Raw genomic sequence first — 13,420 nt, 5'->3', positions numbered from 1 at the left:
TTTCAGCCGATCAGGTGACGCATGGCCTGCTGGTAGAGCTCGACGTAGTGGTACTCGCGAGCACCCTTTGCTTCGGCGTCGAAATCTTCGAATGCACTGCGGTCAGCGAGGAAGTCGTCGATGCTCTCACCGGGTGCGAGTGTGGGAGTTGCCAGCTCGGCGACAGATGCCGCTTCCATGAGTTCTTGGGTGAGCGGATCCGCGCGGAATTCGCGAGCCTTTTCGGCCAGAGTTAGGTACATTTCCATGTTTGCACGCGCGGATTCCCACACGCCTTCCATACCCTCGGTTCGGCTGGGCTTGTAATCGAAGTGACGAGGCCCCTCATAGCGAGGCCCACCCCCGGGGAAGCCGTTCTCAAGGAGGTCGACCGTGAAGAAAGCGCTGGCGAGATCTCCGTGACCAAAAGCCTTGTCCTGGTCGTACTTGATTCCCGACTGCCCATTAAGGTCAATGTGGAAGAGCTTGCCGGCGTTCAGCGCCTGCGCCAAGGCGTGCGTGTAGTTCAGACCGGCCATTTGTTCGTGTCCGGTTTCAGGATTGAGGCCAACAACGTCGCCATTATCGAGCTGCGCGATGAGTGCCAGCGCATGACCGACGGTCGGCAGGAAGATATCACCGCGAGGTTCGTTGGGCTTGGGTTCAAGACCGATGCGGAGGTTGTATCCGCGGGACTTGATGTACCCCGCAACGGTATCGAGGCCCTCGCGATAGCGATCAAATGCGGCGTTGAGATCCTTGGATGAGTCGTATTCGGCACCCTCACGCCCGCCCCACATGACGAAGGTTGTTGCGCCAAGTTCTGCGGCAAGATCAACATTTCGCAAAATTTTACGCAGGCCAAATCGGCGGATCTCGCGGTCATTATTGGTCAGGCCACCGTCTTTGAAGACCGGGTGTGTGAAGGTGTTCGTCGTCACCATCTCAATGACAAGTCCGGAGGCTTCGACAGCTTCTTTCAGCTGCATGACCCGCTGATGACGCTCCGAGTCTGACGCATCGAAATCAAAGACGTCATTGTCGTGAAAGGTAATTCCCCATGCACCTATTTCTGCGAGCTTCGCAGCATATTCCCACGGGTCAAGCACCGGACGCGTTCCGGTTCCAAAGGGATCAACTGCATTCCATCCCACGGTCCATAGGCCGAAAGAGAAGCGATCTTCGAGTCGAGGTGTATGCGCCATAGCATGACCTTCCATAGATTAAATGACTACTGTGTCACGTTTTGTTATGTCTCATAACATAATCCTCTCGATGCGATAGAGTCAAGGCATGTCCAACACCGCACGCACATCGAACCCTAATTCCGGGGCAACCAATCAATCCCTGCGTGCCCACAACCTTTCCTTAGCATTGCGCCACATCTTGGCCAATCCAGGCGCAATCAACCGTGCTGGTATCGCTGCCCAAACCGGAATTTCACGCGCAACGATGTCGCGGCTTGTCGACGAACTCATCGCCACCGGCCTCGTGGAAGAAAGCGATGACAAACTCTCAACCGGGCAAAGGGGACGCCCCACCAGTGTGCTCTCCCCGACCTCGGGAAAGGTTATTGCGCTGGGTCTACAGGTCAACGTCTCAGCGCTCGGCGCCTACCTTGTTGACCTGAGCGGCACGCTTCTGGCACACGAATGCGTGAGCGGCGACTTCTCGGGAGCAGACCCAACCTCAACCCTGCGCAAACTCGCACGAATCGCCAGACGCGTCCTGCGTAAAGGAAGCAGTACAGGCGCACTTTTCCTGGGAAGTTCACTTGCCCTCCCCGGCCTCTTTTCCGCCGACACCCTGACCGTCGCACCCAACCTTGGCTGGCGAAATATCCCCCGCAAGGAAATCCTTCACCCCCTCCACGACCTTGCCGTCACCCTAGTTGCGAACGAGGCCGACTTGGCAGCCTACGCTGTTGCCTTCCCTCGCCCCGGGGTCCCCGAAGGGCCGGATTCTTTTATCTACGTCTCGGGAGAAGTCGGCATCGGCGGCGGGCTGATCATCAACCATGAACCGCTGAGCGGCGCACATGGCTGGTCGGGCGAAATTGGGCACATTTGTGTGGAACCCGAAGGCGATATCTGTTCGTGTGGTGCGCGCGGTTGCTTGGAAACTGTCGCGGGATTGAAAGCTCTTGGTCATGCGGCTGGACTGGGCGACAATGCAAGCGCACGCGAGATTCTGCAGCACGCGGGCCACAGCTCACGCGCTCAAGACGCCATGACTCATGCCGGCCACGCATTGGGGCAAGCACTGTCCGCAGTCGTCAACACTGTGGATATCTCTCAGGTTTACTTAGGCGGTTTGGTTGCCGAGATTGCACCCTACCTGCTGCCCAGTCTTCGCGAAGAACTTGCGACGCGCGTCCTTCAAGCCCCCTGGCATACACCGCAGATCGATATCCTCCCCCACTCGGAAGATCTGTCGCTGCGAGGTGGCGCGCATCGAGTCCTCGACCTGATTGTCGACGATCCAATCCACTGGAAGGATCAAGCGATCACCCTTCTCTAAGCAATTTTCACAGGCCTCACATAGCTATCCGGCAAGCGATAGCAAGGCTCCTGTGTTGCAATGAGAACATGTGCGGAATTGTTGGACACGTTGCATGCCAAGCCTCTCAGCGGAGCCGTCAGGTCGTTCTTGACGGGCTTTCACGCCTGGAATACCGCGGATACGACTCCGCGGGAATTGCCTTGGCAAGCCCGGGGAAACTAAACGTCATCAAGGCTGTCGGAAAGCTGGCTAACCTGCGCGAGGCCGTAGATCAGGATGCGCCCGCCGATGCTTACGCTGGGATTGGGCATACCCGCTGGGCGACTCACGGTCGTCCAACCGTTGCAAATGCACACCCGCATGTGAGTCCCGATGGACGTTTTGCATTGGTCCACAACGGGATTATCGAAAATGCCGATAACCTGCGCGCCCAGTTACGCGCACAAGGCGCGGTTTTCGCCTCGGAAACCGATACGGAAGTGGTCGTGCACCTGCTCGCACGTGCCTACGATCAGGCGGATGCGGCCTCGTACACGGGTGAAGTTGCGGAGCTCAGCGGCACTGACGAAACCGTCGCGCGCCGGCTGGTCGTCGCCATGCGGGAAGTGACGGCGAAACTTGAAGGAACCTTCACGCTGCTCGCACTATCTACTGAATCTCCCAAGGTCATCGTTGCCGCGCGCAGATCGTCGCCGTTGGTTATTGGTTTGGGCGAAGGAGAGAACTTCCTTGGCTCGGATGTACTGGCATTTATCGAGCACACAAATCGCGCGGTAGAAATTGGGCAAGACCAGCTGGTTGTCGTGAGCGCTTGCGCTGTAACGGTCATCGGTGCGGATGGACACCCGGTTCCCCTGAAGGAATACGAAGTCGATTTTTCGGCGGATCGGGCGACCAAAGCCGGATGGCCGACCTTCATGGAAAAGGAAATTCACGAACAGCCTCGAGGCGTTGCGGATACTTTGGCTGATCGTCTGGATTCCCACGAGCACTTGGCTCTGGATGAAGTCCGAATCCCAGAACACGTGCTTCGCGGAATCGACAAGATCATCATGATTGGCTGCGGGACTGCTTCTTATGCGGGACAGGTCGCCCGTTACGCGATCGAACACTGGTGCCGTATCCCCGTCGAGGTCGAGCTTTCCAGCGAGTTTCGCTACCGCGATCCGGTCGTTGGCGAGAAGACCTTAGTTGTCGCGATCTCACAGTCCGGCGAAACAATGGACACCATCCAGGCGATTCGCCACGCGCGCGAACAGGGCGCGAAGGTCGTCGCGATTGTCAATACTCCCGGTTCGACCATCTCGCGCGAATCCGATGCTGTCATCCTCACCCATGCGGGGCCTGAAATCGCGGTTGCCTCAACGAAAGCCTTCACATCACAGGTCACTGCGTGCTTCATCCTTGGTCTGTATTTGGCGCAGGTTCGCGGAATCAAGTACGCCGATGAAATCGCCGACTACATGGAGAAGCTCGCCCGCGTACCCGAGGCGATCCAGAAGGTTTTGGATAGCGGGGAGACCGTTCGTCAGTTCGCCCGCACCATGAAGGACGCGACCTCGGTGATCTACTTGGGGCGGCACGTGGGCTACCCCGTCGCTCTTGAGGGCGCGCTCAAACTTAAGGAAATCTGCTACATCCACGCGGAGGGTTTCGCGGCCGGCGAGCTCAAGCACGGACCGATCGCACTGGTGGATGAAGGCCAGCCGGTTGTGGTCATTGTGCCAACTCCGCGCCGCCCCGAACTGCACGCGAAGGTCTTGGCGAATATCCAAGAAGTCCGTGCGCGCGGGGCCCGAACCATTGTCATCGCAGAGGAAGGAGACACATCGGTTGACGAATTCGCTGAAGTTGTCTTCCGAGTGCCTCCGGTTCCGACACTGTATGCTCCGCTGCTAACAATTGTTCCGCTGCAGATTTTTGCGTGTGAGCTTGCGGCGGTGAAGGGGCTGGATGTTGATCAGCCGCGAAACCTGGCCAAGTCCGTCACCGTGGAGTGATCCACCGGCGCAAGGCTGATGCCTCGTGAACGATAACGGGCCTCGTTCCTTATGTGGGACGAGGCTCGTGTCGCGTTCGCGCGGGCATCAGTTTCCTAACGCTCTACGGTCGACGGCGGGTTCCACTTGCGCGTTGCACACGGTGGGCCATTGACGGCATGTGCGCTCAAAATTCAATACCGCCGGGCTACCATGGAGTTCATGAGCGTCGCAGATAATTCCTCCAGGTCGTATGCGTGTCTTGACCTGCCTGCGGACTTCTATTGGCATGATGGCGGCAATGGTACGGCTCAAGAGCACATCAGCTTAGCTGTAAATGCTCTTATGGCGGCTATCAAGGAGCCAAGGAACCGTCGCTGGAATCCGTACCAAGAGGCGATGATCCGAGCGAGTTTTAGAAAGCGTCTCGAAAACGCAGCCGAAGGAAAGCTCAGACCACCGGGAGAACTGAAATCTTTGCGCGGGGGTGCCACTCTCTTTGAGATTCGGTGGCGGGACATCAATGTTCGCGAGGTTAATCCCTTAGGGCATGAATCCTATGCTCAGGTTGAGGTCCGCCTCATCCATGCTCAGCCATTCGAGAAGCTTGGTCGTTGCATACTGGGCCTTCACGCTCATGAGAAGGTGATCATCGAGGGTGACCCGCTTGCAACCAAGGCTGCGCAAGACGCTGAGATCAACATCGCCGAGCATCTCCTCATCTCTGGATATCGCACATGTTGGGGTGTCGAGCCGCGCACACAACACGACTGAAGTTTGCATAACGTCATCTCATACTTATATAATTTAATCTATGACTTCAGTGAGTGATGAGATCCTTGAGCGCCGAGCAGATCTGCTGGTCGATGCGAGGGATCGCCTTCTCGAGGGTTTGGTAAGGCTCCGCAAGGAGCACAAGCTTAGCCAGCAGACTGTCGCCGAGCGCATGGGCGTCAGCCAGCCTACGGTCGCTGCGTTTGAACGCTATGACGCTAACCCGACCGTGTCATCCATCATCCGTTACGCGATGGCCGTCAATGCGCTCCTCGACATTAAGGTTGTCGATGACTGTGGTGAGGGCGTGCCCGCTACGTGGCAGATGACGGGAGCCGCCAAGGCAACTGTCCATGTTCCGGCGACACCGCGTAAGGCGCAGGTAATCGCCGACGGCTGGACCATTGCCCAGGAGCCAGCTCATGTCTGACGTGCCGCTCTTGACAACCGTCGACGACATGCTCAGGATTGCGGAACTCCAGCTGGCAGCTATCCGCTTTGACCACCTGTCGATTGACCTCATTGACAATGCTCCGCAGGCAGGTGTTGATCGTGAAGACAGCGAGTCGACGCCGATCGAGATTACCTGCAAGCTCGGGATTCGGCAGGAAGGAAAAGAGTTCGGGGCTCGGTTTGAATTCCATTTCAAAGCCGCGCAGTGGCAGGCCGTTATCGCGGTCATCACCGATTATGCGGGGTCTCAGGAGTTTGTTGTCGCCCCTGAAGCATCTGCTGACTTCGCATCGAAAGTCGCGCTCATGGCAGCGATTCCCTTTGTTCGTGAAGCCCTCAGTGGCTTGACCGCGCGGGTTACCGGCGCGGCCGTTCTCCTGCCTCTCATTCGCCACGGTGAAATAGTGTTCACTCCCAACAAGTAGTCTAAGAGGTTCTCTTACAGGAGCTGCGCAAATCTCTCCCGTATCTCATTTTGCCCTACAGCCTGGCGACCGACTACTTTCCCACATTATTTTGGATACTATGAATCCTTTTCCAGCCAGCTGACGGAGTGAAGAGTTAGCGAGTACGCATTCTGAAGCGTGCATAGATCGCCGCTTGTCAGCTGCTTGCCGTCAAGTCACTCGGTGCGCTCCTATGCAGAGTTTTCCATTGAGGAGTTCTGTCACAGCGCCTCGTTGAGTCCTCGAGCGAGATGCTCTCTCGCCGCCGATGGCCATTTTCGCTTCTACGCCTTCGATCTATTCAAACTGCACAACCTCAAGGAAAGGTTGCACCTTACTCTTGGCTACGTAGGCTTGTCCAATTTGACGTTCGCACATCCGGCGACTAGAGCCACTTCGAAATCCCACGGCACAAAACACTTGGCGGCAGGTCTTGCCTTAGTTTACCTTCGTGTTCAAGTCCTCCCAATAGTGAAAAACTAATACATGCCGAAGGAAAGGTAGTGCGACAGAGAAGAAATCAATCAGATTCGCCTTAAACCACCGCCATTTTTCATGCATGTGATCTTTATACATGTTTACACAAAGAGTAGGGGCGGAGCCACTCCCCGACTCCACCCCTACGACACATCTTCAACGAGCACTGAGGCGCGCACGCTTACTGAAAATTGCAGGCCTTGTAGACATGGGTGAGCATCGCAAGTCGCTCCTCCAATGTCGCGTCCTTGGGCACGCACATCTTCGCACCCAGATAGTTGCATCCGCCTTCGATTGCAGCCTGTGCACAACGCTTAATTTCTGCGTTACTCATCAGTGATGCCGGCTCATCAACCTGGGCGGGCAGGTGCCCATCAACCCACGAATAGCCGTATTGAGTTTCCTCGGGACCTGCACCAGAGAAGACGACGCCATCCAGAACTCCGCGTTTTCCAGCCGCGATGATGTGATCGTAGGCAGCATCGGCACTGCGTTCTTCTAGAACGGAGCGTCCCCAGTTAATCAGGACACCGACCTCAAATTCCGCAGCGATCTGGATTTCTTCTTCGATCGAGAGGAATCCCTTTTCTGGCTTTTGCTCTGGGATGAAGCGATCGCAGTGCTCAATCACGAGCTTCGCACCGTACCAGTCCCATTCGCGTAGAACTTCCAGTGAACGCCTGAAGGCATCCCCTTCGGCGGTTCGCGTCGGAGCCGAGTGCACCTCGACGCGCGTCACCACGTTGCGGTCAGCATGCTCGCACAACTTACCCAAGTCCTCGCGCAGCTGGCGGGTGAAAGCCAGCGCGGCCTCGCGACCGTCCCGATCTGGCGAGGCCAAACCGAAGTTCGCGTCTTTGCCGACGTTTTGCATGGTGCCGGGGATGGCGGTGATAGTGTTGAAATCCCAGTCCGCGGAGAGTAGACCGGCCAAAAGTTCGTTGTCGGTGGCGATCTGTCCGGGATAGGGCATTTCGAGGCCGTTAATCCACGGCTGCTGTGCGAGAAGTTTGTAGTAATCCTCTTGCAGCTCGGGCGCCGGATGCGAGGCGTAAGCACCAATAATGAATGGGATTGTCATTGTGATCATCCTTCTGTGATGATGTCTCCGTCGTTGGGACACGCACGAATAAGTCTGACAGGTCAAGCCCAAAAACGCAGCATATTCGTCAGACAAATTTACCCTCAGAAAAGACCTGCATCAAAGTCTTCATCCGGCCTCAATCCAACTCTTTCAAATATGAAAAACGATAAACTTAGTCCATGGACCGTAATGAACTGATTCAACGCACTTTCCCCTACCTTTTGAAGCGCCTGGAAGACGCTGGCATCAATGCGACTCCCCAAATCGACCCTCAAACAAACGGCTATATTCTGACCGTCGACACCATGCGCTTCAACGTTGAAAACCTTCTGTCAGATCTCTCGCGTTCCGACCCAGCCCAGCATCAGGAACGGATTGAACGTTGGGTCGCATTCATGATTGAGACCCTGCGGATGCCCGAAAAGTCACTCAATGATCCCGATGAGCTTCGCCGACGAATTCGCACACGCATCATCCGGGACGGGCAGAGCTCAGATCTCCCCATCACCTACATTCGCCCATTCACCGCCGGATTAGCCAAAGCGCTCTATCTGGATTTTCCAAACAGCGTGTCATTGGTGACGGATCAAAGCCTTGCGCGTTACCCGCTTTCAGTCGACGAGCTCTTCTACTACGGTCAGATCAATACTGATAACGAGCCAATCGATACCAAGCAACAGGTGGGTCCATTCACCGAACTTCTGGGAGAATCTCCATTTATTGCCGGCAAGGCCGCAAACATCGGCGCATTGGTAAACAATCTCCACATTAACGCTCCCCACGGACTGTTCTTCGCCATTCCACAACGCTCCGTCCTGCTCTATGCGCCCATCGATGCGGAAGACATCTCACGGCAGATACTCCAGATGGCCGACTACATGCGTTTTGCGGTCATGGAAGAATTCGGTAATAACAACGGTTTCGCGATCAGTCGCGATATCTTCTACTGCCTACCCACTGGAGAATTCGGCCCGATTACCCGGGGTGATAATCCCGAACTTCACGAGCTTTTCAGCAATCCCAAGATCGACTTCGAAACCTTTATGGGGCTTACAGAAAAGTACCTGTATCTACCCGAAAGTTTCGTCCAGCGCTTCCTTGCGAAGTAAAAGAAGAGCGGAATCCGGCCGCGCACGGGTGGCGATCAGCTACGGGAAGAGCATCTCCGCACTTCTCAAGGTGATGCTTGCCGCCTTTCACACTTCGGTTTGACTTCTGCGTCCTCATTCCCTAAAGTTTCCACGTACGCGCGAGTGGCGGAATAGGCAGACGCGCACGGTTCAGGTCCGTGTCCTAGTGATAGGGTGGGGGTTCAACTCCCCCCTCGCGCACGTAGTAAGGACCCAGCGAAAGCTGGGTCCTTTTGTTTTACCTACTCAGTCCTGCTCGACGCCCGCAAGGAGCTCGCGCACCCAGGTTCGTGCGCGTCGATAGTCCTCGTCATCTTGAGGGACATCCGCGCTATTGACCGTCGAGCTGGGGTACGAGCCCATGAATCGCACATCCGGAGACACGCGATACAACCCGCGCAGCGCCGCCTGAATATGTTCCTGAGCAATGTGTCCAACCATGTCAATCGAGAAGGTATAGGCACCCAAACCATCGCCACTGGGACGCGATTCGATTCGTGACAGGTCAACGTCATGCACCGAGAACTGTTCAAGCAAACGCATGAGCGATCCCGCCTGGTTGACAGGCAGCGCAACTTGAATGGTCGTCTTGTCATGTCCGGTCGGAGCTGTCAAAGCTCCTTCAATCGGCCTTCTCACGCACACAAAACGCGTGATAGCACCCGGATTATCCGCAACGTCCGTGAACAGCGATTCCAAACCGTAACGATCCACCGAGGTTGCGTTACACAGAACCGCATCGAATGCGCTTTCGCCCGAACCCAAGGTCTCGGCCGCTGCAGCAGTCGAGGTCGTGGGGACGTGAACAACGCCAGGGAAGGTTTCCTCAGCCCAGTTTCGACACTGCGCCCACGCATGCGGGTGGGTTCCAATCTTGCGAATATCCGATACTTGGGTACCGGGTCGAACAGCCAGGTGGAAGGTAATGGGCACCAGCATTTCCGCACGGATCACCAGCTGAGGGTAGTCTGCTAGGGCATCGAGCGTCGCATTGATGCCTCCTTCGATGGAGTTTTCAATGGGGACAACTGCCCAGTCTGCCCTTCCCTCACGCACAGCCTTCATCGCCAGAGGAGGGGAGGTTAGCGGAATGAGTTCTGCCCCTTCGGGAGCAACCTGACGCAGGGCCTGCTCAGTAAAGGTTCCAAATGGGCCAAGAAATGCGATTCGCAAGGTGCTCACTCGGAACGATCCTCCTGCGCGGATACGACATTCTCAGTCGCATCCTTGGCTTGAACGCCACCATTACGCTTCTGCCCAATGATTTCTAGGATCACTGGTAGGACCGAAACCAGAATAATGACGCCCAAGATCAGCGTGAGGTTGTCGTGAACGAAGGGGACATTACCCAGCAGCGAACCGACAATAATGAAGCCAGCGCCCCATAGCAGTGCACCCAGGGTATTGAACAGCAGGAATTTACTGTAGGGATAGCGTGCAATTCCCGCAGCGAGTGGAATGAAGGTCCGCACGAAGGGAATGAAACGACCAATCACCAGCGAACGACCACCGTAATCACGGAAGTAGTGCTCAGCCTTCTCCAAGTGCTCGGTCTTTAGTACCCGCGCATCCGGCTTGAAGAGCTTGCGCCCCCACTTCGCACCCAGGAAGTAACCAATTTGCGCGCCAATGAAGGCTGCAACAACAACCATGATGATCAGGGTTGGCAGGTGCAGGCCCAGTCGATCGTGCAGCAAACCTGCTGTGAAGAGCAGAGATTCTCCGGGAAGAACAGGGAAAAGAACACCCGACTCAATGAGGACAATGAGCATCGTCCCCCACAGAACCCACGGTCCCATTGCGACCAGCAGACTTTCGGGGTCTTTAAACCAGTGAATGAAGGTGTCAAGCCCTGAGGCGTTCACCAGGATGGCGTTCAGCATGCAGAATTCCTTCAATTGGGTACAACGAATGACAAAGTGCGCGGCATGTTACTTGAATCAACCCTACCGGTCTTTACACAACAGATAGGATGTCATCCATGGAGAATTCCGAGGAACTGGTCACGTCTGACATAACCGAGGCCCCCACATCCTCTGTGGAACCACTGGTAGATCCCCCTGAATCGACTGCATCCACTTCCTTGCACTCTCGGCTTCCCGAACCTGTTTTCTTTGCCGATCACCTGCTTTCCCGTCGCCGGCGCCGGGCTGATCTCTACGAGGCCATCATGTGCCTTGTGGGAATTGTCCTTGTGTGGGGCCTGGGATTCGTCGCATCCTCAACGACAGAAGGCGTCGCTCAAGACGTTCTACGAGTCACAGTGATCCGCGATCTCCTCCTGATGCCCCTGTCGCTCTTGGAGGGCCTGACCATCTTGGTCACCCCGATCGCCGTCATTGGAATATTGCTTTTCCGCCGACAGATCTCCACTGCCATCGAAGCTCTCACCACCGCCATGATCGCTGGCGTGGCCTCGTATGTCATCTTGCTGGGACTTCGCCAACTTCCTGAAACCATCACTGGTCCACTCAGGGTCACGAACGTGGAGAACGGACAGACGGCCTCGCACATCGCGATCAACCTGGTCGCAATCGCTCTCATTGCCCTCTTCACAGCTGCGGGTGAAGCGGAAGCACTTCGTTCAGTCCGCTGGTCCTACTGGGCTCTGGGCATCATCATCGTCATTTGGGTACTTCGCGGGCAACTCACTCTTCCATCCGCGTTAATCTCCGTTCTTCTTGGTCGCACTTTTGGTGTCTCATCGCGTTTCTTCTTGGGCTTCCAAGACCGCAGTGCCTCGGGCGGCCAGATTGTGAAGGCGCTGCTCTCGATCCGGATTATTCCCTCACGCATCATCCGCACAGACCTTCTTCCCGCAGGACTCACGCTAGACACATGGGCTGTTACGGAAACACCACGCGGCCACTTCCGTATGGGGACTGCTGAAGCTGATTCAGCGGAATACACGATTGCTCGCCGACCACCGGCCGACGGAAACCGCCACTACCAGGTCTGGGATACCTACGGCGTCCCATACGAAATCACTATTTTGGATCCGGGCCGCGGTATGGCCGGCACACTCCTGGAAGTATGGAACAACGTTCGCCTGCGCGGGATTTCTCGCTGGGTATCCCCCTCGGTAAAAGCAGCTGCAGAGCGCTCCATGCTGACCGCTATTTCAGCTAAACGTTCCGGTGTTCGCTTGCCTGAGCCCATGGGTATTGCTCAAGCTGGGGACTCGATCATGACGGCGATGCGAGCCCTTCCCCCAACAGCTTCCCTCAAGGATCTAGCCGACACCGACGCACTGAGCGATGACATTCTTGATCAGGCATGGAAGCAGCTCCTCTTGGCGCACTCTCACGCGATCAGCCACCGCCGCATCGCCCCTTCATCCGTCGTACTCGACCAGTCCTCAGAGGTTTGGCTGATCCACTGGGATGAAGGCGAGGTTGCAACTACTGAGCTCAACCAACGCATTGATATCGCTCAGCTCCTCACCCTACTTGCTATCTATGCTGGGCCTGAGCGAGCTCTGGCCTCGGCACGGCGAAACCTCAGCGAGGCGGAATTGGTCGCCTGCGCACCGGTTCTTCAAAAGCCGGTTCTTCCTTCCGAGGTTTCCTCCGCTCTTCGACGTAGCGACCTTCTGGATCGCCTGCGCGAGGCAATCGTCGCCGACACCCCGCAAGAATCCGTTCAGCCCGCAAACCTTCAGCGCTTCGCCCCCAGGACAATGATTACCTTCGGTGTTCTGGCAGTTGCGGTTGTCGTGTTGATGGGTTCGCTCAACTTCTCCGATATCGTCGCTGCGGTGAAGCAGGCAAGCCCGATTTGGATCGTTGTCGCTTTCGCCTTCGCAGCAACAACCTGGGTCGGAGGAGCCGTTCCCCTGGTTGCCTTCAGCCAAGAGAAGGTCAAATTTGGCGATGCCATCTTGGCTCAGATCGCAGCCTCGATTATCACTCTTGTTGCCCCCGCTGGAATCGGTCCGGCGGCACTCAACCTGCGTTTCCTGACAAAGCAGAAGATGTCGACAGCCGCTGCCGTCACCACCGTCACTTTGCAGCAGATCTCCCAGTTCCTGGTGACCGTTTCATTGTTGGTCATCGTCCTGTTCTTCTCGGGTTCGTCGCTGTCGGTTTCACTCCCCTACGGCGCGATTATTGCCGGAACCGCTGTCGTAGCTGTGATTGTCATCGTGTGCATTTCGATTCCGAAGATCCGAAAGTTCATCTGGTCGAAGATCGAGCCAACATGGAAGCAGGTGTATCCGCGTCTTCTGTGGGTTGCCGGTCAGCCTCAGCGCCTCCTCGCGGTACTCGGTGGAAACCTGCTCATGAATATTGGTTTCGTTGGAGCCTTCTGGGCGTCCCTAACCGCAATGGGCGGATCATTGAACTTGGTAACGCTCTCCATCACCTATTTGGCCTCGAACTCACTGGGTTCTGTCGTCCCCTCCCCCGGTGGCATCGGTCCGGTCGAGGCCGCACTCACCGGTGGCCTTCAAGTTGCCGGAATCGCCGTGTCCGTGGCTCTTCCGACCGCGATCATCTACCGTCTGGTGACCTTCTACGGCCGCGCTCCCTTCGGTTGGGTGGCCCTGAAGATCATGCAGAAGCGAAACCTGATCTGATCCTCTGCTGACTTTGC

Annotated in this window: 11 protein-coding genes and 1 tRNA gene; 8 read left to right on the top strand and 4 right to left on the bottom strand. The window is 56.4% G+C overall.

Going from position 1 to position 13,420, the window contains the following annotated elements; genetic code table 11:
• Positions 1-2: 2 nt before the first annotated feature.
• Positions 3-1,184, bottom strand: coding sequence for a xylose isomerase (gene xylA, locus KHW85_RS03655; protein WP_291458841.1), 1,182 nt, complete (start codon positions 1,182-1,184; stop codon positions 3-5).
• Positions 1,185-1,272: 88 nt separating this feature from the next.
• Here xylA and KHW85_RS03650 point away from each other — a divergent pair, with 88 nt between their 5' ends.
• From KHW85_RS03650 to KHW85_RS03630, 5 genes are all read left to right on the top strand, one after another.
• Positions 1,273-2,499 carry an ROK family transcriptional regulator gene (locus KHW85_RS03650; protein WP_291458840.1) on the top strand — a complete coding sequence of 409 codons (1,227 nt, stop codon included), beginning with the start codon at positions 1,273-1,275 and terminating at the stop codon, positions 2,497-2,499.
• A 68-nt stretch (positions 2,500-2,567) separates the two neighbouring features.
• Positions 2,568-4,481: a glutamine--fructose-6-phosphate transaminase (isomerizing) gene (gene glmS, locus KHW85_RS03645; protein WP_291458839.1), complete on the top strand. Its 1,914-nt coding sequence runs from the start codon at positions 2,568-2,570 to the stop codon at positions 4,479-4,481.
• A gap of 201 nt (positions 4,482-4,682) precedes the next feature.
• On the top strand, positions 4,683-5,234 hold the full coding sequence (locus KHW85_RS03640) for a hypothetical protein (protein WP_291458838.1): 552 nt from the start codon (positions 4,683-4,685) through the stop codon (positions 5,232-5,234).
• Between the two features lie 40 nt (positions 5,235-5,274).
• Positions 5,275-5,664, top strand: coding sequence for a helix-turn-helix transcriptional regulator (locus KHW85_RS03635; protein WP_291458837.1), 390 nt, complete (start codon positions 5,275-5,277; stop codon positions 5,662-5,664).
• Positions 5,657-6,112 carry a hypothetical protein gene (locus tag KHW85_RS03630; protein WP_291458836.1) on the top strand — a complete coding sequence of 152 codons (456 nt, stop codon included), beginning with the start codon at positions 5,657-5,659 and terminating at the stop codon, positions 6,110-6,112. The genes KHW85_RS03635 and KHW85_RS03630 overlap by 8 nt, the downstream gene beginning before the upstream one ends.
• Before the next feature lie 679 nt (positions 6,113-6,791).
• On the opposite strand, the gene KHW85_RS03625 is transcribed toward KHW85_RS03630, so the two are convergent.
• Positions 6,792-7,691: a DUF4862 family protein gene (locus tag KHW85_RS03625; protein WP_291458835.1), complete on the bottom strand. Its 900-nt coding sequence runs from the start codon at positions 7,689-7,691 to the stop codon at positions 6,792-6,794.
• A gap of 182 nt (positions 7,692-7,873) precedes the next feature.
• On the opposite strand from KHW85_RS03625, the gene KHW85_RS03620 reads away from it, so the two are divergent.
• Entirely contained in the window at positions 7,874-8,803 is a 930-nt protein-coding gene (locus KHW85_RS03620) for a hypothetical protein (RefSeq protein ID WP_291458834.1), read from the top strand.
• Between the two features lie 138 nt (positions 8,804-8,941).
• Positions 8,942-9,025 (top strand) — tRNA-Leu (locus KHW85_RS03615).
• Between the two features lie 45 nt (positions 9,026-9,070).
• On the opposite strand, the gene pheA is transcribed toward KHW85_RS03615, so the two are convergent.
• Together pheA and KHW85_RS03605 are read right to left on the bottom strand one after the other, a co-directional pair.
• Positions 9,071-10,006, bottom strand: a complete 936-nt coding sequence (gene pheA / locus KHW85_RS03610; RefSeq protein WP_291458833.1) for a prephenate dehydratase — start codon at positions 10,004-10,006, stop codon at positions 9,071-9,073.
• The gene (locus KHW85_RS03605; protein WP_291458832.1) at positions 10,003-10,707 is read right to left on the bottom strand and encodes a DedA family protein; all 705 of its coding nucleotides are present in this window, start codon (positions 10,705-10,707) and stop codon (positions 10,003-10,005) included. The genes pheA and KHW85_RS03605 overlap by 4 nt, the downstream gene beginning before the upstream one ends.
• A 98-nt stretch (positions 10,708-10,805) precedes the next feature.
• Between KHW85_RS03605 and KHW85_RS03600 the strand changes: the two genes are divergently transcribed.
• Positions 10,806-13,403, top strand: a complete 2,598-nt coding sequence (locus KHW85_RS03600; RefSeq protein WP_291458831.1) for a lysylphosphatidylglycerol synthase transmembrane domain-containing protein — start codon at positions 10,806-10,808, stop codon at positions 13,401-13,403.
• Positions 13,404-13,420 lie beyond the last annotated feature (17 nt).

This window comes from Actinomyces sp. oral taxon 181 (assembly GCF_018370895.1).
In the GTDB taxonomy this organism is placed as follows: Bacteria; Actinomycetota; Actinomycetes; order Actinomycetales; family Actinomycetaceae; genus Pauljensenia.
This window is presented reverse-complemented; position numbering and strand designations above follow the sequence as displayed.